Source organism: Enterobacter sp. BIDMC93 (genome assembly GCF_001037805.1).
Lineage (GTDB): Bacteria > Pseudomonadota > Gammaproteobacteria > Enterobacterales > Enterobacteriaceae > Enterobacter > Enterobacter hormaechei_C.
Genome location: NZ_KQ089962.1, coordinates 2,398,001 through 2,418,824, shown reverse-complemented (window position 1 = coordinate 2,418,824; position 20,824 = coordinate 2,398,001). Strand labels below are relative to the sequence as shown.

Here is a 20,824-nt window from a genome sequence, read left to right as displayed (position 1 = left end):
CGGCAAGGTGCTTTTACAGCACGCGGGTTTTCAGCGACAGGCCGTTAAAACTGACGTCCAGTTCGTCGCCGCTAAGCAGCGGCCCCACACCTTCCGGAGTGCCGGTGAGGATCACGTCGCCAGGTTTCAGGGTGAAGAAGCGGCTCATGTAGGCAATCAGCGGAACGATCTTATGGATCATGTCAGCGGTTGTTCCCTGCTGGCGGATCTCGCCGTTGACCTTCAGGCTGAGCGGCGTGTTCTGCGGATCGTCGGTAAATTCACTCACCGGAACGAAACCGGAAATCGGGCATGAATTATCAAAACCCTTGGCTTTTTCCCACGGCTGCCCCGCTTTCTTCATTTTGCCCTGGACGTCACGCAGCGTCAGGTCGAGCGCGACACCGTAACCCGCAATCGCCTTCTCTACATGCTCTTCAGTTGCCTGGCGCAGCGTCGCGCCGATCAGCACCGCCAGTTCCACTTCATGATGCACCGAGCCCAGTCCCTGCGGCAGAACCAGCGGCTGGCGAATATCGCACAGTGCGGTTTCTGGCTTAATAAACAGAACCGGCTCTTCCGGCACGGCGCTGCCCATCTCCTGAATATGTTTTGCATAGTTGCTGCCCACGCAGACCACTTTGCTGACGGGATAATCCAGTAATGCACCTTGCCAGTTATGATGTTGATACATGGTCGACCCCTAATCGGTTGATGAGTTGTTCCCGGAAGGACCCGGGCTTATTTCTTTCCGCTCAGCTCAAGGTGCTGTTTTAATAAATTCTCCGGTGGCGGCGGAAGCTGTAAATAATAGCCCTGCTCGATTAACGCCTTTTTGACTTTCTCAAGATCGGCGTTCACCAGCTTCTTACGGCCGTCCAGCGGCAGCAGCATCGCCAGCTGCGGACGGCCAAAGCTTTTCATTAATTCTTCAGGCACGCGGGAAAAATCGTCTTTCTTTTCGACATAAAGGTAGGTCTGGTCGCGGCTGGTACTTCTGTAGATCACACAAAACATGTTTTTACTCTGAATTAACGGGTGGTTGCTTGCCTCAATATACTCCTGACTATAACATGCCTGATACTCTTCGGAATATCGCGGCGATGTGTTGCGGTTAATAGCAAATTGAGTAAGGCCAGGATGTCAAATACGCCCATCGAGCTTAAAGGCAGTAGCTTCACCTTATCAGTGGTTCATTTGCATGATGCAAAACCCGAGGTTATTCGTCAGGCGTTAGAAGACAAAATCGCGCAGGCTCCCGCTTTTCTTAAGCATGCTCCTGTCGTCGTCAATGTAAGCGACCTTGAGGGGCCGGTTAACTGGAAGCGACTCCAGCAGGCCGTCGTCTCCACGGGGTTGCGCATCGTGGGTATTAGCGGCTGCAAAGACGCAGAGTTAAAAGCCGAAATTGAACGCGCGGGTTTGCCCTTGTTAAACGAGGGCAAAGAAAAAGCCCCGCGTGCAACGCCTGCAACCGTTCCCGCTCCCCCGCCTCCGGCGCAAAATGTAGCCCCAGTCACAAAAACGCGATTGATTGATCTGCCGGTTCGTTCCGGTCAGCGCATTTATGCGCCAAACTGTGATCTGATTGTTACAAGCCACGTCAGTGCGGGCGCAGAACTGATTGCAGATGGCAATATTCACGTTTACGGTATGATGCGTGGGCGTGCGCTTGCGGGCGCCAGCGGCGATCGAGAAGCACAAATTTTTTGTACTCACCTGACGGCAGAACTGGTGTCTATCGCAGGTGAATATTGGCTGAGCGATAAAATCCCAGCCGAATTTTATGGCAAAGCGGCCCGTCTGCAACTGGCAGATAACGCTTTGACCGTTCAACCGTTAAATTGATCCCTTTTAACAAGGAATTTCTATGGCACGCATTATTGTTGTGACTTCGGGTAAAGGAGGCGTTGGCAAGACCACCTCCAGCGCGGCCATCGCTACTGGTTTGGCCCAGAAGGGAAAGAAAACCGTCGTAATCGACTTCGATATCGGTCTGCGTAACCTGGACCTGATCATGGGTTGCGAGCGTCGCGTGGTGTATGACTTCGTGAACGTCATTCAGGGCGATGCCACCCTTAACCAGGCGCTGATTAAAGATAAGCGTACCGAGAACCTCTACATTCTTCCGGCGTCCCAGACCCGTGATAAAGACGCCCTGACCCGCGAAGGCGTGGAAAAGGTGCTCGACGATCTGAAAAAGATGGAGTTCGACTTCGTGGTCTGCGACTCCCCGGCCGGTATCGAAACCGGGGCTTTGATGGCGCTCTACTTCGCGGATGAAGCCATCATCACCACCAACCCGGAAGTCTCGTCAGTACGTGACTCCGACCGTATTCTCGGCATTCTGGCCTCGAAATCCCGTCGCGCGGAAAATGGCCAGGAGCCAATCAAAGAGCACCTGCTGCTGACCCGCTACAACCCTGGCCGGGTGAACAAAGGTGACATGCTGAGCATGGAAGACGTGCTGGAGATCCTGCGCATCAAACTGGTTGGCGTGATCCCGGAAGATCAGTCCGTGTTGCGCGCCTCTAACCAGGGCGAGCCCGTGATCCTGGATACACAGGCAGACGCAGGTAAAGCGTATGCGGATACCGTTGACCGTCTGCTGGGAGAAGAACGTCCTTTCCGCTTCATTGAAGAAGAGAAGAAAGGTTTCCTCAAACGCCTGTTCGGAGGATAAGTTATGGCATTACTGGACTTTTTTCTCTCGCGGAAAAAAAGCACCGCCAACATCGCAAAAGAACGTCTGCAAATCATTGTGGCGGAACGTCGTCGTAGCGACGCCGAACCGCACTACCTGCCGCAGTTGCGCAAAGACATTCTGGAAGTGATCTGCAAATACGTGCAGATTGACCCGGAAATGGTCACCGTTCAGCTGGAGCAAAAAGACGGGGATATTTCGATTCTGGAGCTGAACGTGACGCTTCCGGAAGCGGAAGAGTCGCGTTAATCCGTTTGTGGTTTTGTAGGCCGGGTAAGCATCGCGCCGCCCGGCAATTTCCCCGGTGGCGCTGCGCTTACCGGGGCTACAATTCTTTAGCGCGGATACCCTTCCAGCAGGGTATTCAGGCGTTCGGCCATCAGTTCCCCCCGCCATCCGGCGACCAGTTCCGGTAAACCATTTTGCGGTTTCAACTTCCAGTGCCAGTTCAGCAGCTGGTTAATCTGACGACGTGAAGCCAGCAGTTCGGCACTCAGTTTGCTTTCCCCCGCCACCGTCTGCACCAGCGCTTTGATGTCTTTGAACGCCTTACGGTAGCCCGGCATATCCATCAGGTTAAGCAGCGGTTCTGGCAGTGCGTCCTCTGGCAGCTGCTGAGCTTTCTCTACCAGCGCGAGCAGCGTTTTACCGTGGAAACGGATCTCACTTCCGGAAAGGCCAATGCTGTCCAGTTCACCAAGGCTACCCGGCATATAGCGCGCCACCGCCCACAGGTGTTCTTCACGCACCACGAAGTTAACCGCCAGATCGCGCTCACGCGCTTTACGCAGACGCCAGTCAGCCAGCAATTGCAGACAGGCCAGTTGACGGGTGCGCAGCTGCCAGGCGTTGGTGATGTCACGCCAGGCTTCTTTCGGACCAACCACTTCCTGGCGACGCTGCTGCGTCATGCGGCACTCGTCCAGTGCGGCAGACAGCCAACCGGACGCCTCAGCCTCTTTCATGAGCTGGCCGGCAATTGGAAGAAGATAAAAGACGTCTGCCGCGGCGTATTCAAGCTGACGCGCCGTCAGCGGACGCGCGAGCCAGTCGGTACGCGATTCGCTCTTATCCAGCGTCAGACCGGTGTACTCTTCCACCATCGCCGCAAAACCCCAGGAGAGCGGACGACCGCTGAACGCCGCGAGGATCTGGGTATCAATCAGCGGCTGCGGCATGATGCCAAAGGTGTTGAGAAAGACTTCCAGATCTTCACTGCCCGCGTGCAGATATTTGGTCACGGCGGTATCCAGCAACAGCTCGCGCATTGGCGCCCAGTCGGTAATGCCGAGGGGGTCAATCAACGACACGTGTTTGCCGTCATACATCTGAATCAGACCCAGCTGCGGATAGTACGTTCGGGTGCGGACAAATTCCGTATCCAGGGCGATAGCGGGAAATTCACGCGTCACCTCGCACAGCGAAGCCAGCTCGTCGTTGGTAGTGATCATCTGGTAATTCAAATCGGACTCTCTTTTGTTTGCGCCCATAAAAAACGCCGGATTAACCGGCGTCTGGGCGATTAACGTGAAGCTCAGGCCTTATTGTCCACTTTGGCACGGGCTTCGTCACGTAATTCTCGTCGTAATATCTTCCCGACGTTGGATTTCGGCAGCTCATCCCGGAATTCCACCAGCTTCGGCACTTTATAGCCCGTCAGCTGACGGCGACAAAACGTTATCAGCGCATCCTCGGTCAGAGAAGGATCTTTCTTGACCACAAATATCTTCACCGCTTCACCGCTGCTGCCGGAAGGAACGCCCACCGCCGCCACTTCCAGCACGCCGCTGTGCTGCATCACCACGTCTTCGATTTCGTTCGGATAGACGTTGAACCCTGACACCAGGATCATATCTTTCTTGCGATCGACGATGCGCAGGAAGCCTTCGTCATCCATCACCGCGATGTCGCCCGTGTGCAGCCAGCCGTCTTTGATGATCTCATCCGTGGCATCCGGACGTTGCCAGTAGCCCAGCATCACCTGCGGCCCTCTGACGCACAGCTCTCCTGGCTCACCGTGAGGCACTTCGTTATCCTCATCATCCACCAGTTTTGCCTCCGTCGACGGGACCGGCAGACCGATACTGCCGCTGTGATAGTCGATATCATGCGGGTTAACGCTGACCAGCGGGGCGCACTCCGTCAGACCATAGCCTTCCAGCAGATACTGTCCGGTGAGTTTCACCCAGCGCTCGGCCACCGCCTGCTGAACCGGCATCCCGCCTCCCGCAGAGAGGTGTAGCGTGGAGAAATCGAGCTGCTGGAACTCTTTATTGTTAAGCAGCGCGTTAAACAGGGTGTTCACGCCGGTCATGGCGGTGAACGGGTATTTCGCCAGCTCTTTGACCAGCCCTGGAATGTCGCGCGGGTTGGTGATCAGTACGTTTTGCCCGCCAAGCTCGATAAACAGCAGGCAGTTCATGGTCAGCGCAAAAATGTGATACAGCGGAAGCGCGGTGATCACCAGCTCCTTGCCTGGATGCAGCAGCGGCCCGTAGGTGGCATTAACCTGCTCAAGGTTCGCCAGCATGTTACGGTGGGTCAGCATCGCCCCTTTCGCCACGCCGGTGGTGCCGCCCGTGTATTGCAGGAAGGCCAGATCCTCAGACACGATCTCTGGCTTCACGTACTGCATCCGGTAGCCCGCATGCAGGGCGCGGCGGAAGGAGATGGCATCCGGCAGGTGGTATTTCGGCACCAGCCGCTTAACGTATTTAACGACAAAGTTGACCAGCGTACCTTTCGCGGTAGAGAGCTGGTCGCCCATGCGCGTCAGGATGACGTGCTTAACCTGGGTTTTTTCAACCACTTTTTCCAGCGTATGGGCAAAGTTGGAGACAATCACAATCGCTGCCGCGCCGCTGTCATTCAACTGATGTTCCAGCTCGCGCGGGGTATAGAGCGGGTTAACGTTAACCACGATCATCCCTGCCCTGAGGATCCCGAACAGCGCCACCGGGTATTGCAGCAGGTTTGGCATCATCAGCGCGACGCGATCCCCTTTCTGCAAGCCCAACCCTTCCTGTAAATAGGCTGCAAACGCCCGGCTGCGCTCTTCCAGCTTACGGAAGGTCATCACTTCGCCCATATTCACAAATGCAGGCTGGTCAGCGTAACGCCGTACCGAGTGTTCAAATAATTCAATCAGGGATTGATAACGGTCAGGATTGATCTCCGCAGGGACATCCGCGGGATAACGGTTAAGCCAAACCTTTTTCAATGCATCACCTCTGAAATGAGTGTTCGTCGTCATCACAGCCCCGATAATAAACAGTTTGTTAACATTATATTAACTCAGCGTACCAGTTTATTAATTGTTCAGATTGCAGGTTGCGAAGCGCGTCACTCTTTTTTTTCGTTTTATCCGTAAAAAAACAGAGACAGCGGCTGAGCCGCTGTCTCTTTCCTAACAATAACAGTAAGTTACTCAGTTACGATTGTTTGAACCTGTGCAGGGCCTGGATTGTACCAACCCCAGCCACCGTAGCCGTAACGATACGGATGCGGTCCCCACATCCACGGATCGATTGGCTGTGGCGGCATCACCACCTGCTGGGCGATACGCCAGCGTTTGTAGCCGTTCACCTGCATGGTCATAAATTTGTATGGCGTATTGCCGATTTTCCCCGCCACCGAACCGGTAATCGGCCCGACGACGGTTACCAGCTGCCCGCGGAAATCTACCGGATCGAGGAAGCCGCTGACGTCAGCGTAAATCCGCCCGCGCGAGGCTTCACCCAGAACAGGCCGCGCGCCGTCGTCCAGCGGGACAGTGGCAATCTCCAGTCGGGTTTTCCCCTGCTGGTTTAACACTTCAACCACCTTGCCGCCAAACCGCGCTTCCTGCCCGACATACAACTCCGGGGCATTCATCACGCGTACCAGATCCTGCTGTGGCGTCGGGCTGGTGCCCTTGATCGCATCAGGAACGGTGACGCACCCGCTCAGTGCTATGGCAACCGCGCCTGCCATAAGAAAGCGTACAACTTTAGTCTGAACCGCCATGATGCGACTCCTTTTTCTCAGTTCCTGTTACTGAGATTCACTCGCGGCCAGGAAGTTTCTTCCACGCGACGGTGTTTCGTAAATAAACCGGTTCAGCATGTTCAACCGCCACGGTTTTTCCTGCGGCAAGCAGCTGACAGGCAATCGGCAGCATATCTTCTGCGGCGGGCAGGAGCATGTTACCGTCCACCAGCGTAAGGCCGGTGTCCTTCGCCATCTCAGGCCATGCCGGCCAGCCGGTTCCGACCGTCGCCCACTCACCGGAGAGCTGCTTCAGGCGCCCGGTGACGGCTTCAGGTTTAAGCACCGCTTCCGTCTCTTCGCCGTGCCAGACGCCGTTTTCGTCACGGGTGTACTCCGCCCAGTAGACTTCCCCCATGCGGGCATCAATCGCAGCCAGCACGCGGGTGGCCCCGGTCATGCGCCAGGCGCCCTGAGCCATGGTCGCAAGCGTTGAGACGCCGATCATCGGCAGGTCAGCGCCCAGCGCCAGCCCCTGCGCAATGCCAATCCCGATACGTACGCCCGTAAAGCTGCCCGGACCACGGCCGTAGGCCAGCGCGTCGAGGTCAGTCAGGGCGGTGTTGCCCTCGGTTAAAATGGTTTTTACCAGGGGCAGAATACGTTGGGTGTGTTCCCGTGGGCACTCTTCGAAATGAGCAAAAGTCGTACCGTCGTTCCACAGGGCAACGGAACAGGCCTCTGTCGCGGTATCAATAGCCAGAATTCGCATCAGTCGTCGCGCTCTCGCAATGGTCAGTCACAAAATGGCGCGCATCTTAACACACTCCGGGAAGAATTACTCCGCCGTCGGGTTCGCCAGGAAGCGGACCGCGCGTTTAATATCCCGCGTGCGCGGCGCGGGCGGCAGGCTGGCGAGGAAGGTGGCGCCGTAGGGACGCATCACCAGGCGGTTGTCGCAGATCACCAGCACCCCGCGGTCGGTGACGTCGCGGATCAGTCGCCCTACCCCCTGTTTAAGCGTGATGACCGCGTCCGGCAGCTGGACGTCGTCGAACGGATCGCCCCCGCGCAGACGGCAATCCTCCATGCGCGCTTTCAGGAGCGGATCGTCCGGCGATGTGAACGGCAGCTTATCGATAATCACCAGCGAGAGCGTATCGCCGCGCACGTCCACCCCTTCCCAGAAGCTGCTGGTCGCCACCAGCAGGGCATTACCGGCGCTGACAAACTGCTGGAGCAGCTGGCCTTTGCTGGTTTCCCCCTGCAACAGCACCGGTAGCGTCATGGTGGCGCGGAACTGCTCGGCCAGTTCGCGCATCATGGCGTGTGAGGTGCAGAGCATAAAGCAGCGCCCGTTGTTGGCCTCAATCATCGGCTTCAGCATGGCCGCCAGATGGCGCGCCGCGCCCGGCTGGTTAGGCAGCGGCAGATTGCGCGGCACGCACAGCAGCGCCTGTTTCTCATAGTCGAACGGGCTCGGCAGAAGCAGGGATTCCGCCTGCTCAATGCCGAGGCGCTCGGTAAAGTGGTGCAGATCGTCATTGACCGACAGCGTGGCCGAGGTAAAGACCCAGGTGCCGGGCTTTTGCGCCATCACCTCTTTGAATTTATCAGCAACGGTCAGCGGCGTGAGCGCCAGGGTGAAGTGGCGCGAGGTACATTCGTACCAGTAGCTATAGCCCGGCTGGTTGATCTCTTTCAGCCGCTTCAGCCGCCCACGGTAGAGCGTGGCGCGCTCGAAAGCGGCGTCCAGCAGCGCTGAACGTCCGAGGGACAGCTTCGCCACGTCGTAACAGAGTTCAAGGGCATCATCGAGCAGCAGCAGCGCGCGCTGGATATTTTTGTCTGCGAGCAGTTCGCGCAGGTTGCCGCGATAGCCCGGCTCGCCAAGCTGTAAGCGGAAATCCTGTGCGCATTGCGCCAGGCGGTCCGCGCACTTCTGCAACTGCTGGGTATCTTTGAGTTCGGTGCGATAGGCAATGGTAATATCTTTCGCCAGATCCTGAAGCTGACGACTGGAGAGCGACTGACCAAAATACTGGCTGGCGATGTCCGGTAGCTGATGGGCTTCATCGAAGATCATCACATCCGCCTCCGGGATTAGCTCGCCGAAACCACTGTCCTTGACCACCATATCCGCAAGAAACAGGTGATGGTTCACCACCACCACGTCGGCGTCCATCGCGGTTTTACGCGCTTTCACCACAAAACAGTCCTTATACAGCGGGCAGTCGCTGCCGAGGCAGTTGTCATTGGTGCTGGTCACCAGCGGCCAGGCCGGGGAGTCTTCCGGAACGCTCGCGCAGGTGCTGATGTCCCCCTCCTCCGTCTGGTTGGCCCAGGCGCGCAGGACGATCACATCGCTCAGGGTTTGTACCGGCAGGTCGCCGCCCGCCAGCGCCTGCTGTTCAAGACGCTCCAGACACAGGTAGTTAGAACGCCCTTTCAGCAAGGCCAGACGCCCTTTGTATTTCAGCGCTTTCGCCACCGTGGGTAAATCGCGGCTGTAGAGCTGATCCTGGAGCGCTTTTGATCCCGTAGAGATGATCACCTTCTTTTTCGCCCGCAGCGCAGGAGCGAGGTAAGCATACGTTTTCCCCGTACCGGTGCCGGCCTCCACGACCAGCGGCTGCGCCTTGTCGATGGCGTGCGCGACGGCATGCGCCATCTGACGTTGGGGTTCGCGCGGTTTAAAGCCGGGAATAGCCTGTGCTAACTGACCTTCTGGGGAAAAATCGTCTGCCACGGTGTTCTCTCACTGTATTTTTGCACAGGGATTATGTCAGCCCCTTCTCTCCGGTGCCACCCCAAATAGTGACGACGGCGGAACATTATGGCAGTCTTGCCGCCTGACGACGAAAGATAACGAGGATACGTTTATGACAATTACGCGCATTGATGCCGAAGCCCGCTGGTCTGATGTGGTGATCCACAACCAGACGCTGTACTACACCGGCGTCCCTGCCAATCTGGACGCTGACGCCTTCGAGCAGACCGCCAACACCCTGGCGCAGATCGACGCCGTACTGGAAAAACAGGGCAGCGATAAATCCCGCATTCTGGATGCGACGATTTTTCTGGCGAATAAAGACGATTTCGCGGCGATGAATAAAGCCTGGGATGGGTGGGTGGTGGCGGGTCACGCGCCTGTACGCTGCACCGTACAGGCCACGCTGATGAAACCGGAATATAAGGTTGAGATCAAGATTATCGCGGCAGTGTAAGCCGGTTATTCTTCATCTTCATCCTCAAAGCGCGCCACGATCCGCTCGCCGGTATGGGTGGCGCGAAGTTCTTCCGCGACCTGGGAAATTGCCTGTCCGCTGCTCATCCCCTGGGACATCAGCTCCTGAATACGTTCAACGGCTTTCTGCTGTTGGTCATGGCTGAGAGAAGGTAAACCTGCAAACATCGTTAACTCCTGCTAAATTATTCGCGCTAATTATTTCACGCTGCCCGGTAGTATGCCATACATGAACATGCGCTTCCCCACTGTTATGACCTTGCCCTGGCGTACAGACGCCGCCGAGTTCTGGTTTGCCCGTCTGAGCCACCTTCCTTTTGCCATGCTGCTGCACTCCGGGCATGCGGATCACCCCTACAGCCGCTTTGACATTCTGGTGGCCGACCCGGTTAAAACGCTGACGACCGATGCGCTGTCGCCAACGGACGATCCGCTGATGCGGCTTCAGAACGAGATCCATGCTCTGGGCTTATCTGCCACACCGGATCCGGATCTGCCTTTCCAGGGGGGCGCGCTGGGCCTGTTTGGTTACGATCTGGGTCGCCGTTTCGAAACGCTGCCCGAGCATGCGCAGGCGGATATTTCCCTGCCGGATATGGCGGTGGGGCTGTATGACTGGGCGCTGATCGTGGATCACCGTAAGCAGACGGTTTCTCTGCTAAGCCACCGGGACGTGCAGGCGCGTCTGTCCTGGCTTGAGGCGCAACGGCCCGCCGCCCCGGAACGCTTTATGCTAAGCTCCGGCTGGCGCTCGAACATGAGCGCGGAGGAATACGCGGAAAAATTCTCCCGCGTGCAGGCGTATCTTCACAGCGGCGACTGTTATCAGGTCAACCTCGCCCAGCGTTTCCAGGCGGCATACGAGGGAGACGAATGGCAGGCGTTTACCCGCCTCAATGCCAGCAATAAGGCCCCGTTCAGCGCATTTTTACGCCTTGAACACGGCGCCATCCTCAGCCTTTCACCTGAGCGTTTTATTCACCTGGCTGGCGGTATGATTCAGACCCGCCCGATAAAGGGCACCCTGCCGCGCCTTGCCGATGCCGACGCCGACCGTCAGCAGGCGGAGACGCTGGCGGCCTCGCCGAAAGATCGCGCTGAAAACCTGATGATTGTCGATCTGATGCGCAATGATATTGGCCGCGTCGCCGAGCCGGGCAGCGTGCGCGTGCCGGAGCTGTTCGTCGTGGAGCCATTCCCGGCGGTGCATCATCTGGTCAGCACCATCACCGCACGTCTGCCGGCCTCGCGAACCGCCTGCGATCTGCTCCGCGCCGCGTTTCCGGGCGGCTCCATTACCGGCGCGCCGAAGGTCCGGGCGATGGAGATCATCGACGAACTGGAACCGCATCGCCGCAACGCCTGGTGCGGCAGCATCGGCTATGTGAGTCTGTGCGGCACCATGGATACCAGCATCACTATTCGCACCCTGACGGCCTGCGACGGTAACCTGTACTGTTCCGCAGGCGGTGGCATTGTGGCCGACAGCCAGGCGGAGGCGGAATATCAGGAAACCTTTGATAAAGTGAATCGTATCCTGAAACAACTGGAGAACTCACGGTGAAGAAAGACAACCTGACGCTGGATGATTTTCTGTCGCGCTTTCAGCTTCTGCGGCCCCAGGTTAACCGCGCCACGCTGAATCAACGTCAGGCGGCGGTGCTGATCCCGGTCGTGCGTCGTGAGCAGCCGGGTCTGTTGCTTACCCAGCGCTCACCGCATATGCGAAAACACGCCGGTCAGGTTGCGTTCCCGGGCGGCGCGGTGGACAGCACCGATGCATCCCTGATTGCCGCCGCACTGCGCGAAGCGCATGAGGAAGTGGCGATCCCCCCGGAGGCGGTCGAGGTGATCGGCGTGCTGCCGCCAGTGGACAGCGTAACCGGTTTTCAGGTCACGCCGGTCGTTGGCATTATTCCGCCCGATCTTCAGTATCACGCCAGCGTCGATGAAGTTTCAGCGGTATTCGAAATGCCGCTGGAAGAGGCCCTTCGTCTGGGTCGCTATCACCCGCTGGATATTCACCGCCGCGGACACGATCATCGGGTCTGGCTGTCGTGGTATCAGCATTATTTTGTCTGGGGCATGACGGCAGGCATCATTCGTGAGCTGGCCCTGCAAATCGGCCTGAAGCCTTGACTATACTTTACATTCCACCCTTTTCTGGCAGGTTTGCGATCGGCGTCGCGCTATTAGCAAAACCATCGTTAACCATTAGTTTAATTCATGTGAATAGTTAAGCCGAGGTTGGTGTTCCCTCTTACACTATGCGCAGTTATAACATCGTTACTGGAACCCCAGTAACCCTGTCAGGAGTGTGAAAGTGATTAGTATATTCGACATGTTCAAAGTGGGGATTGGTCCATCTTCTTCCCACACTGTAGGGCCGATGAAGGCCGGTAAACAGTTCGTCGATGATCTGGTCGAAAAAGGATTACTGGAAAGCGTTACCCGTGTCGCCGTAGACGTTTACGGTTCACTGTCATTAACGGGTAAAGGCCACCACACCGATATCGCCATTATTATGGGTCTGGCGGGCAATATGCCGGACACAGTTGATATTGATGCCATTCCGGCATTTATCCGCGACGTGGAAACGCGCGGTCGTTTGCTGCTGGCTAACGGCCAGCACGAAGTGGACTTCCCGCAGGATGACGGGATGCGTTTTCGTAGCGACAACCTGCCGCTGCATGAAAACGGCATGACCATCCACGCCTGGAGTGGCGAAAAAGAGATCTACAGCAAAACTTACTACTCCATCGGCGGCGGCTTTATCGTTGACGAAGAACACTTTGGTAAAGAGAGCGCGGGCGACGTCAATGTGCCCTATCCGTTTAAATCGGCCACCGAGATGCTGGGCTACTGCAAAGAGACCGGTCTGTCCCTGTCAGGCATGGTGATGCAGAACGAACTGGCGCTGCACAGCAAGAAAGAGATCGAAGACTATTTTGCTAACGTGTGGCAAACCATGCGCGCCTGTATTGACCGCGGGATGAACACCGAGGGTGTTCTGCCTGGGCCACTGCGCGTGCCGCGTCGTGCCTCTGCTCTGCGCCGCATGCTGGTCACTACCGACAAGTTCTCCAATGACCCAATGAACGTGGTCGACTGGGTGAACATGTTTGCCCTCGCGGTTAACGAAGAGAACGCAGCGGGTGGTCGCGTCGTGACGGCGCCAACCAACGGCGCGTGCGGTATCGTTCCGGCGGTGCTGGCCTATTACGATCACTTTATTGAGCCCGTGACGCCGGACATCTATATCCGCTATTTCCTCGCGGCAGGTGCTATCGGCGCGCTGTACAAAATGAATGCGTCCATCTCTGGTGCCGAAGTAGGCTGTCAGGGTGAAGTGGGCGTGGCCTGCTCTATGGCAGCAGCGGGTCTGGCGGAACTGCTGGGCGCCAGCCCTGAGCAGGTGTGCGTGGCGGCGGAAATCGGTATGGAGCACAACCTCGGTCTGACCTGTGACCCGGTTGCCGGCCAGGTGCAGGTGCCGTGCATTGAGCGTAACGCCATCGCCTCCGTCAAAGCGATCAACGCCTCACGTATGGCGATGCGCCGTACCAGCGAGCCACGCGTGTCGCTGGATAAGGTTATTGAAACTATGTACGAAACCGGCAAGGACATGAACGCGAAGTACCGTGAGACCTCGCGCGGCGGTCTGGCCATTAAGGTGCAGTGCGACTAAGCCTTCCTTTCGCCCATCTGCAACGGATGGGCGAATTTTCCCCTCTCGTCTCGTCGCTTCACGTATTCCCCACTACACTGTCACTGTTGCGTCTGGCTTTTCCGGCCGGTGCTTAACAGGCGACCGTTCATGCAAACTGCACAAACGATCATTAAAGACTATCGCCGAAAACGCGTTATCGTCTGTGTCACGGTTGCGCTCGTTACGCTCGTCCTGACGCTGGGTATTCGCTTTATTTCACAGCGCAACATAAATCAGGATCGGATCCACGACTTTACCCACCACACCGTGCGTGCGCTTGATAAGGTGCTTCTTTCGTTAGAGGCCCAGCGGGAAACGCTACTTTCACTGGTTGGCATACCCTGTTCCGAAGCAAATCTGATCCTGCGAAAACAGGCGGCGATCCTCCAGACCGTACGCTCCATCGCCCTCATTCAAGACGGAATACTGTATTGCTCAAGCGTCTTTGGCAGCCGTAATGTGCCCGTCAGTGAGTTTGTGCCGGAACTGCCGGTCAGTGAATCCAGGCTGTTGCTGCTGACCGATCGGTGGCTGGTAAAAGGCAGCCCGGTACTGATTCAGTGGTCTCCCCTCGCGAGCGACGGCAACGACGGGGTGATGGAGGTGGTGAATATCGATCTCATCACTAAAATGATTCTCGAGCCGCAGCGGCCGCAGATCACCGACGTTGTCCTGAGAGTAGGAGATAACTTCCTGCGCGACGGGCAGCAGGTGACGACTACGCCGACCTTCGATGAAAACGCCTCCCTGCTGGAACAATCGTCACAGCATTACCCTTTCAGCGTCACGGTGAGCGGCCCCGGGCCTGGCGAAATGGCGTTAAAAAATCTGCCCACCCAGCTGCCGCTGGCGTTAATGCTCAGCTTACTGATGGGCTATATCGCCTGGCTCGCCACCGCGCGGCGCATCAGTTTCACCTGGGAAATCAATATGGGAATTGCGGCCAGGGAGTTTGAGCTCTTCTGCCAGCCGCTGGTGAATGCCCGCACCCGGGAATGCGTCGGCGTCGAGATCCTCCTGCGCTGGAACAACCCGCGTCAGGGATGGATTTCGCCCGATGTCTTTATCCCTCTGGCCGAAGAACATAACCTGATTGTTCCGCTTACCCGCTACGTCATCAGCGAAACGGTGCGGCAGATAGGCTATTTCCCGGCCTCGCGCGATTTCCATATCGGCATTAACGTGGCCGCCAGCCATTTTCGCCGCGCTGCGCTGATCCAGGATCTCAACCGCATCTGGTTTAACGCCAGCCCTGTTCAACAGTTGATCGTGGAGTTAACCGAACGCGATGCGTTGCTGGATGTGGATTACCGCATAGTGCGGGAGCTGCACCGCAAAGGGGTGAAACTTGCGATTGATGATTTTGGTACCGGCAACAGCTCACTTTCATGGCTAGAAAAACTGCATCCGGATGTGCTGAAAATTGATAAATCCTTCACCACCGCGATCGGCACCGACGCCGTGAACTCAACGGTAACGGATATTATTATTGCGCTGGGTCAGCGGCTGAATATTGAACTGGTTGCGGAAGGGGTGGAAACCGAGGAGCAGTCACGCTACCTGCGCCGTCACAGCGTACATATTTTGCAGGGGTACTTGTATGCGCGGCCAATGCCGCTGCGCGAGTTTCCGAAATGGCTGGCGGAAAGTCACTCTCCGCCAGCCCGTCACAACGGACACATCGTGCCCTTACTGCCGTTACGCTAGATAGCGTTACTCTTCTTCGTCGTGTGCAGAGTGCTCTTTAACAATACGCACCATATCAACGCGATAGTCGTTGGCTTCGACGATGGTAATTTGCAGCGGCGGCAGCTCCAGCACATCACCAATACGCGGGATCTGCCCGTTAACGGCAATCACCAGCCCCGCGACGGTGGCAATGTCTTCATCATCATTGACCACGTTTTCGACGCCCAGCGTGTGCGAGAGCGCGTGCAGGTCGGTGGTGCCTTTCACCAGCCAGCCGTCACCGTCGGCAACGATTTCCGGGGTTTCATCCGCATCAGGGAATTCACCGGCAATGGCTTCCAGCACGTCCAGCGGCGTCACCAGGCCCTGTACCACACCAAATTCATTGGTGACGATAACAAAGCTCCCGCGGGCACGACGCAATACGCCCAGCAGGTTGATCGGATCCAGCGTCTCCGGTACCACGATGGCGGGCGACGCGGCCGCTACGGCCTCGACGTTAACGCCCTCTTCCAGCGCCACCAGCATCTCTTTCGCGCGTACCACACCGATAATCTCATCCAGCTCACCCCGGCAGACCGGGAACAGGCTGTGTGGCGAAGAGAGCAGCTGCTGACGAATTTCGTCGACGCTCAGGTTGGCGTCCACCCAGCTGATCTCACCGCGCGGCGTCATAATGCCGCGCAGGGAGCGGGAAGCCAGCGAAAGCACGCCGTTGATCATGTAGCGTTCTTCTTCCACAAACGCGCCTTCCGGCACCGGAACCGGGTTACGGTTCTCGTTATCAGCCTGCACGTTGACCTGACGACGTCCGCCCATCAGTCGCAGAATCGCATCTGCGGTACGGGCTCGCAGCGGCTGATTCGACTGCTGCTTAATAAAGTTACGGCGCGCAATCTGGTTAAACAGCTCGATCAGAATCGAGAAGCCAATCGCGGCGTACAGGTAGCCTTTCGGAATATGGAAGCCAAACCCTTCTGCCACCAGGCTCAGACCAATCATCAGCAGGAAGCTCAGACACAGCACAACGACCGTCGGATGCTGGTTGACGAAACGCGTTAGCGGTTTTGACGCCAGCAGCATTACCGCCATCGCAATCACCACCGCCGCCATCATCACCGGCAGATGGTTCACCATGCCGACTGCCGTAATCACCGCATCCAGAGAGAAGACCGCATCAAGCACCACAATCTGGAGAACAACCACCCAGAAGCTGGCGTAACCCTTACCGTGGCCATCATCGTGCTGCCGGTTCTCCAGCCGTTCATGCAGCTCTGTTGTGGCTTTGAACAGCAGGAACAGGCCCCCCACCAGCATGATTAAATCGCGGCCGGAGAAGGTGAAATCCATGACGGTGAACAGCGGCTTCGTCAGGGTAACCATCCACGAGATCACAGACAGCAAGCCCAGACGCATGATCAGCGCCAGCGAGAGGCCGATCAGACGGGCTTTATCACGCTGTTTCGGCGGGAGCTTATCCGCGAGGATGGCGATAAACACCAGGTTATCAATACCGAGAACGATCTCCAGCACGACCAGCGTAAGCAAGCCTACCCAGATTGACGGGTCCATTAAGAATTCCATGACACGCTCCTGCTAAAGGAATGACAAAACGGTGCCCCGCTAATTTCGGGCATTTCAAAGGGAATGAGAGTCGATGCGTGGCGAAGATCGCCGATGAATAAGGCGCGGAATGGCCTGGAAGATGACTGACGTCGGTGACGGTCCATATAGTGGGCTGTAGCCCTATACTCCTGAATAATTAAACGGACGCTAAACATATCAGAGACAATTGGTTTTTAGCAAAGATTTACGTTCCTTTGCAAACTTCTGTAACACACGCGGATTAACTTAAAGAAAAATCTGTAAGGCGTAGCTAAATTACGGATCTTCATCACATAAATTATTTTTTCACTATCTAAAATAATTCGCGGAAGTCTTAGTTTTTTGAACTCTAACCCTTATCTGAATCGATTCGGTTCGCCAATACGATTCTCAGTACGCCTGCCTGGCAGACGTATACATGATAATAAAAGGAGGTAGCAAGTGACCATTGCTATTGTCATAGGCACACATGGTTGGGCTGCGGAGCAGTTACTCAAAACGGCAGAAATGCTGTTGGGCGAGCAGGAAAACGTCGGCTGGATCGATTTCGTTCCCGGTGAAAATGCCGAGACGCTGATTGAAAAATACACTGCTCAGCTTGAGAAGCTGGATACCAGCAAAGGCGTGCTGTTTCTCGTGGATACATGGGGCGGCAGCCCGTTCAACGCTGCCAGCCGCATTGTCGTCGATAAAGAGCATTATGAAGTCGTCGCCGGGGTGAATATCCCGATGTTGGTGGAAACCTTCATGGCGCGTGACGACAACCCAGGTTTTGATGAACTGGTGGCACTGGCGGTGGAAACCGGTCGCGAAGGCGTGAAGGCGCTGAAAGCGCAGCCGGTTGAAAAACCGGCCCCTGCCCCTGCTGCACCAAGGGCGGCAGCACCGGCGAAGCCAATGGGTCCGAACGATTACATGGTTATCGGCCTTGCGCGTATTGATGACCGTCTGATCCACGGCCAGGTGGCAACACGCTGGACCAAAGAGACCAACGTACAACGCATCATCGTGGTCAGTGACGAAGTGGCCGCCGACACTGTCCGTAAAACCCTTCTTACCCAGGTTGCACCGCCGGGCGTCACCGCGCACGTCGTGGATGTCGCCAAAATGATCCGCGTTTACAACAACCCGAAATATGCGGGTGAGCGCGTGATGCTTCTCTTCACCAACCCGACAGACGTCGAACGCATTGTTGAAGGCGGCGTGAAAATCACCTCCGTTAACATTGGCGGTATGGCATTCCGTCAGGGCAAAACGCAGGTCAACAACGCGATTTCAGTGGATGCGAAAGATATCGAGGCCTTCAACAAACTGAATGCACGCGGTATCGAACTGGAAGCCCGTAAGGTTTCCACGGACCAGAAACTGAAAATGATGGATTTGATCGGCAAAGTGGGGAAATAAGCCCGGGCCGGTTTTTCATATAGAGCTTATGTAATAGGAGAAGTGCAATGGAGATTACTACTCTTCAGATTGTGCTGGTGTTCATCGTCGCATGTATTGCGGGTATGGAGTCCGTACTTGATGAATTTCAGTTCCACCGCCCTCTGGTGGCCTGTACGTTGATTGGCGCCGTTCTCGGTGACATGAAAACCGGTATCATCATCGGTGGTACTTTGGAAATGATCGCCCTCGGCTGGATGAACATCGGTGCGGCAGTTGCGCCAGATGCCGCGCTGGCGTCCATTATTTCAACCGTTCTGGTTATCGCTGGTCATCAGAGTATTGGTGCCGGTATCGCGCTGGCCATCCCGCTGGCCGCAGCGGGTCAGGTGCTGACCATTATCGTCCGTACTATTACCGTTGCCTTCCAGCACGCGGCGGATAAGGCGGCCGAAAACGGCAACCTCACCGCGCTCTCCTGGATCCACGTTTCTTCCCTGTTCCTGCAAGCGATGCGTATCGCAATCCCTGCGGTTATCGTGGCGATTTCTGTCGGTACCAGCGAAGTTCAGGGCATGCTGAATGCGATCCCTGAAGTGGTTACCAGCGGTCTGAATATCGCCGGGGGTATGATCGTGGTGGTCGGTTATGCGATGGTCATCAACATGATGCGTGCAGGCTACCTGATGCCATTCTTCTACCTCGGCTTCGTTACCGCTGCGTTCACCAACTTCAACCTGGTTGCGCTGGGTGTGATTGGTGCGGTGATGGCGATTCTTTATATCCAGCTCAGCCCGAAATACAACCGTGTCGCGGGTGCCCCTGCGCAGGCTGCTGGTAACAACGATCTCGATAACGAACTGGACTAACAGGTGAGCGAAATGGTTGATATGACAAAAACTACCACTGAGAAAAAACTCACTCCGGGTGATATTCGTGGCGTGTTCATCCGTTCTAACCTGTTTCAGGGTTCATGGAACTTCGAACGTATGCAGGCGCTCGGCTTCTGCTTCTCCATGGTGCCGGCCATCAAACGCCTGTATCCGGAAAACAACGAAGCACGCCGTCAGGCAATTAAGCGTCACCTGGAATTCTTCAACACCCATCCTTATGTTGCGGCGCCGGTTCTGGGCGTGACGCTGGCAATGGAAGAGCAGCGTGCGAACGGGGCTGAGATCGACGATGGTGCCATCAACGGTATCAAAGTTGGTCTGATGGGGCCGCTGGCAGGCGTGGGCGACCCGATCTTCTGGGGTACCGTGCGTCCGGTCTTTGCGGCGCTGGGCGCCGGGATCGCCATGAGCGGCAGCCTGCTCGGTCCTCTGCTGTTCTTCATCCTGTTCAACGCGGTGCGTCTGCTGACCCGTTACTACGGCGTGGCGTACGGCTATCGTAAAGGGGTGGATATCGTTAAGGATATGGGCGGCGGCTTCCTGCAAAAACTGACTGAGGGGGCGTCAATCCTCGGCCTGTTTGTAATGGGGGCGCTGGTTAACAAGTGGACGCACGTGAACATCCCGCTGGTGGTATCGACGATCACTGGTCAGGATGGTCAGACGCGCGTTACCACCGTGCAGACGATTCTGGACCAGCTGATGCCGGGCCTGGTACCGCTGCTGTTAACCTTCGCCTGTATGTGGCTGCTGCGTAAGAAAGTGAACCCGCTGTGGATCATCGTTGGCTTCTTCGTCATCGGTATCGCGGGCTACGCCGTCGGCCTGCTGGGTCTGTAATAAAATGCGTTACCGACCGGGGGCTTGCCCCCGGTCTTTTTATCTGGAGGATGAATGACTGTCACGGACACCGTACTGGTTTTATTTATTGTTGCCCTTCTGGCTTACGCGATCTATGACGAGTTCATTATGCCTCGCCGCCACGGCGAGACGCTGCTGACCCTTCCCCTCTTACGCCGTGGACGCATTGATGCGTTTATCTTCGCCGGTCTGGTAGTCATCCTGATTTACAATAATGTGACCAGCCACGGCGCAATATTAACCACATGGTTATTATGTGCGCTGGCATTAATGGCGATTTACCTGTTCTGGATCCGCTCGCCAAAACTCATTTTTAAAAAACACGGATTCTTCTTCGCCAATGTCTGGATAGAATATAACCGTATTAAAGAGATGAATTTATCCGAAGACGGGGTTCTGGTGATGCAATTAGAACAACGCCGCCTGCTCATCCGGGTCAAAAATATTGATGACCTGGAAAAGATCTGCAAATTACTCGTTAAAACTCAATGAGTTAATATTATAGCATCGGCTATATATTGCATTATTCTTAAACCAGCAATATAGCCGGTGCTATATCTCCTCTGTTAATTGCCTTATATTTTTTAACGATATTTTCACGCATAAATCTAAATGAAAATCGTTATCAACATAGTGGCTATATAAAGCCATCTTCGTTGTTGTTTTATATTCTCAAAATATGTTAAGGTTGCGCCCGTCGTTGGGGAGTAGCCGATTTCCTGCCTGCGGGAAATGTACGTGTCAACATACTCGTTGAAAAACGTGGCGCGTACGGATCGTTTTCAGCA

21 protein-coding genes are annotated in these 20,824 nt (G+C 56.1%); 12 read left to right on the top strand and 9 right to left on the bottom strand.

Annotated elements, in window-relative coordinates; translation table 11 throughout:
- Nucleotides 1–13: 13 nt before the first annotated feature.
- Together SK58_RS11405 and SK58_RS11400 are read right to left on the bottom strand one after the other, a co-directional pair.
- On the bottom strand, nt 14–673 hold the full coding sequence (locus tag SK58_RS11405) for a fumarylacetoacetate hydrolase family protein (RefSeq protein WP_032619529.1): 660 nt from the start codon (nt 671–673) through the stop codon (nt 14–16).
- A gap of 47 nt (nt 674–720) precedes the next feature.
- Complete coding sequence (locus SK58_RS11400; RefSeq protein ID WP_015570312.1) at nt 721–996, bottom strand: YcgL domain-containing protein; 276 nt, start codon at nt 994–996, stop codon at nt 721–723.
- A 123-nt stretch (nt 997–1,119) separates the two neighbouring features.
- Between SK58_RS11400 and minC the strand changes: the two genes are divergently transcribed.
- From minC to minE, 3 genes are read left to right on the top strand one after another with little or no spacing between them, the layout of a single operon-like run.
- On the top strand, nt 1,120–1,827 hold the full coding sequence (minC, locus tag SK58_RS11395) for a septum site-determining protein MinC (RefSeq protein WP_015570311.1): 708 nt from the start codon (nt 1,120–1,122) through the stop codon (nt 1,825–1,827).
- 22 nt (nt 1,828–1,849) lie between these two features.
- Nucleotides 1,850–2,662 carry a septum site-determining protein MinD gene (gene minD, locus SK58_RS11390; RefSeq protein WP_003859938.1) on the top strand — a complete coding sequence of 271 codons (813 nt, stop codon included), beginning with the start codon at nt 1,850–1,852 and terminating at the stop codon, nt 2,660–2,662.
- Nucleotides 2,663–2,665: 3 nt separating this feature from the next.
- Nucleotides 2,666–2,932 carry a cell division topological specificity factor MinE gene (gene minE / locus SK58_RS11385; protein WP_003859937.1) on the top strand — a complete coding sequence of 89 codons (267 nt, stop codon included), beginning with the start codon at nt 2,666–2,668 and terminating at the stop codon, nt 2,930–2,932.
- An 86-nt stretch (nt 2,933–3,018) separates the two neighbouring features.
- Here the strand turns inward: minE and rnd are convergent, their stop codons facing one another.
- From rnd to SK58_RS11360, 5 genes are all read right to left on the bottom strand, one after another.
- The gene (gene rnd / locus SK58_RS11380; protein ID WP_126542867.1) at nt 3,019–4,134 is read right to left on the bottom strand and encodes a ribonuclease D; all 1,116 of its coding nucleotides are present in this window, start codon (nt 4,132–4,134) and stop codon (nt 3,019–3,021) included.
- A gap of 83 nt (nt 4,135–4,217) precedes the next feature.
- Nucleotides 4,218–5,903, bottom strand: a complete 1,686-nt coding sequence (gene fadD, locus SK58_RS11375) for a long-chain-fatty-acid--CoA ligase FadD (RefSeq protein WP_003859933.1) — start codon at nt 5,901–5,903, stop codon at nt 4,218–4,220.
- Nucleotides 5,904–6,106: 203 nt separating this feature from the next.
- On the bottom strand, nt 6,107–6,688 hold the full coding sequence (locus SK58_RS11370; protein WP_015570309.1) for a Slp family lipoprotein: 582 nt from the start codon (nt 6,686–6,688) through the stop codon (nt 6,107–6,109).
- A 37-nt stretch (nt 6,689–6,725) separates the two neighbouring features.
- Complete coding sequence (tsaB, locus tag SK58_RS11365) at nt 6,726–7,421, bottom strand: tRNA (adenosine(37)-N6)-threonylcarbamoyltransferase complex dimerization subunit type 1 TsaB (RefSeq protein WP_015570308.1); 696 nt, start codon at nt 7,419–7,421, stop codon at nt 6,726–6,728.
- 66 nt (nt 7,422–7,487) lie between these two features.
- On the bottom strand, nt 7,488–9,398 hold the full coding sequence (locus tag SK58_RS11360; protein ID WP_045335096.1) for an ATP-dependent DNA helicase: 1,911 nt from the start codon (nt 9,396–9,398) through the stop codon (nt 7,488–7,490).
- Nucleotides 9,399–9,531: 133 nt separating this feature from the next.
- Here SK58_RS11360 and SK58_RS11355 point away from each other — a divergent pair, with 133 nt between their 5' ends.
- Entirely contained in the window at nt 9,532–9,876 is a 345-nt protein-coding gene (locus SK58_RS11355; RefSeq protein ID WP_045335099.1) for a RidA family protein, read from the top strand.
- A gap of 5 nt (nt 9,877–9,881) precedes the next feature.
- Here SK58_RS11355 and SK58_RS11350 read toward each other — a convergent pair whose 3' ends face one another.
- Nucleotides 9,882–10,064 carry a YoaH family protein gene (locus SK58_RS11350; protein WP_003859925.1) on the bottom strand — a complete coding sequence of 61 codons (183 nt, stop codon included), beginning with the start codon at nt 10,062–10,064 and terminating at the stop codon, nt 9,882–9,884.
- 61 nt (nt 10,065–10,125) lie between these two features.
- Here SK58_RS11350 and pabB point away from each other — a divergent pair, with 61 nt between their 5' ends.
- The 4 genes from pabB (at nt 10,126) to SK58_RS11330 (ending at nt 15,312) form a co-directional block, all read left to right on the top strand.
- A complete protein-coding gene (gene pabB, locus SK58_RS11345) occupies nt 10,126–11,460 on the top strand; it encodes an aminodeoxychorismate synthase component 1 (RefSeq protein WP_047733779.1) in 1,335 nt (444 codons plus the stop codon).
- Entirely contained in the window at nt 11,457–12,035 is a 579-nt protein-coding gene (locus SK58_RS11340) for a CoA pyrophosphatase (protein WP_017384324.1), read from the top strand. Before pabB ends, SK58_RS11340 begins: the two co-directional genes overlap by 4 nt.
- 184 nt (nt 12,036–12,219) lie before the next feature.
- Nucleotides 12,220–13,584, top strand: coding sequence for an L-serine ammonia-lyase (sdaA, locus tag SK58_RS11335; protein ID WP_003859920.1), 1,365 nt, complete (start codon nt 12,220–12,222; stop codon nt 13,582–13,584).
- Between the two features lie 129 nt (nt 13,585–13,713).
- Complete coding sequence (locus SK58_RS11330; RefSeq protein WP_015570305.1) at nt 13,714–15,312, top strand: EAL domain-containing protein; 1,599 nt, start codon at nt 13,714–13,716, stop codon at nt 15,310–15,312.
- Nucleotides 15,313–15,318: 6 nt separating this feature from the next.
- Here SK58_RS11330 and yoaE read toward each other — a convergent pair whose 3' ends face one another.
- On the bottom strand, nt 15,319–16,878 hold the full coding sequence (gene yoaE, locus SK58_RS11325; protein WP_006810992.1) for a CNNM family cation transport protein YoaE: 1,560 nt from the start codon (nt 16,876–16,878) through the stop codon (nt 15,319–15,321).
- A gap of 462 nt (nt 16,879–17,340) precedes the next feature.
- On the opposite strand from yoaE, the gene manX reads away from it, so the two are divergent.
- Genes manX through SK58_RS11305 form a run of 4 tightly spaced genes read left to right on the top strand, consistent with a single transcriptional unit; the run spans nt 17,341 to nt 20,528 of the window.
- Nucleotides 17,341–18,303 carry a PTS mannose transporter subunit IIAB gene (gene manX, locus SK58_RS11320; protein WP_017384327.1) on the top strand — a complete coding sequence of 321 codons (963 nt, stop codon included), beginning with the start codon at nt 17,341–17,343 and terminating at the stop codon, nt 18,301–18,303.
- A gap of 47 nt (nt 18,304–18,350) precedes the next feature.
- Nucleotides 18,351–19,151 (top strand): PTS mannose transporter subunit IIC, encoded by an 801-nt coding sequence (manY, locus tag SK58_RS11315; RefSeq protein WP_003859914.1) that lies wholly within the window; start codon nt 18,351–18,353, stop codon nt 19,149–19,151.
- Nucleotides 19,152–19,163: 12 nt separating this feature from the next.
- The gene (locus SK58_RS11310; RefSeq protein WP_006810994.1) at nt 19,164–20,015 is read left to right on the top strand and encodes a PTS mannose transporter subunit IID; all 852 of its coding nucleotides are present in this window, start codon (nt 19,164–19,166) and stop codon (nt 20,013–20,015) included.
- Between the two features lie 54 nt (nt 20,016–20,069).
- Nucleotides 20,070–20,528 (top strand): DUF986 family protein, encoded by a 459-nt coding sequence (locus SK58_RS11305; protein ID WP_048219888.1) that lies wholly within the window; start codon nt 20,070–20,072, stop codon nt 20,526–20,528.
- Nucleotides 20,529–20,824 lie beyond the last annotated feature (296 nt).

Bases quoted from the DNA above. Each gene is read 5' to 3' on its own strand.
- SK58_RS11405 (WP_032619529.1), bottom strand. From the start codon at position 673: ATGTATCAACATCATAACTGGCAAGGTGCATTACTGGATTATCCCGTC.
- SK58_RS11400 (WP_015570312.1), bottom strand. From the start codon at position 996: ATGTTTTGTGTGATCTACAGAAGTACCAGCCGCGACCAGACCTACCTT.
- minC (WP_015570311.1), top strand. From the start codon at position 1,120: ATGTCAAATACGCCCATCGAGCTTAAAGGCAGTAGCTTCACCTTATCA.
- minD (WP_003859938.1), top strand. From the start codon at position 1,850: ATGGCACGCATTATTGTTGTGACTTCGGGTAAAGGAGGCGTTGGCAAG.
- minE (WP_003859937.1), top strand. From the start codon at position 2,666: ATGGCATTACTGGACTTTTTTCTCTCGCGGAAAAAAAGCACCGCCAAC.
- rnd (WP_126542867.1), bottom strand. From the start codon at position 4,134: ATGATCACTACCAACGACGAGCTGGCTTCGCTGTGCGAGGTGACGCGT.
- SK58_RS11370 (WP_015570309.1), bottom strand. From the start codon at position 6,688: ATGGCGGTTCAGACTAAAGTTGTACGCTTTCTTATGGCAGGCGCGGTT.
- tsaB (WP_015570308.1), bottom strand. From the start codon at position 7,421: ATGCGAATTCTGGCTATTGATACCGCGACAGAGGCCTGTTCCGTTGCC.
- SK58_RS11355 (WP_045335099.1), top strand. From the start codon at position 9,532: ATGACAATTACGCGCATTGATGCCGAAGCCCGCTGGTCTGATGTGGTG.
- SK58_RS11350 (WP_003859925.1), bottom strand. From the start codon at position 10,064: ATGTTTGCAGGTTTACCTTCTCTCAGCCATGACCAACAGCAGAAAGCC.
- pabB (WP_047733779.1), top strand. From the start codon at position 10,126: ATGAACATGCGCTTCCCCACTGTTATGACCTTGCCCTGGCGTACAGAC.
- SK58_RS11330 (WP_015570305.1), top strand. From the start codon at position 13,714: ATGCAAACTGCACAAACGATCATTAAAGACTATCGCCGAAAACGCGTT.
- yoaE (WP_006810992.1), bottom strand. From the start codon at position 16,878: ATGGAATTCTTAATGGACCCGTCAATCTGGGTAGGCTTGCTTACGCTG.
- manY (WP_003859914.1), top strand. From the start codon at position 18,351: ATGGAGATTACTACTCTTCAGATTGTGCTGGTGTTCATCGTCGCATGT.
- SK58_RS11310 (WP_006810994.1), top strand. From the start codon at position 19,164: ATGGTTGATATGACAAAAACTACCACTGAGAAAAAACTCACTCCGGGT.
- SK58_RS11305 (WP_048219888.1), top strand. From the start codon at position 20,070: ATGACTGTCACGGACACCGTACTGGTTTTATTTATTGTTGCCCTTCTG.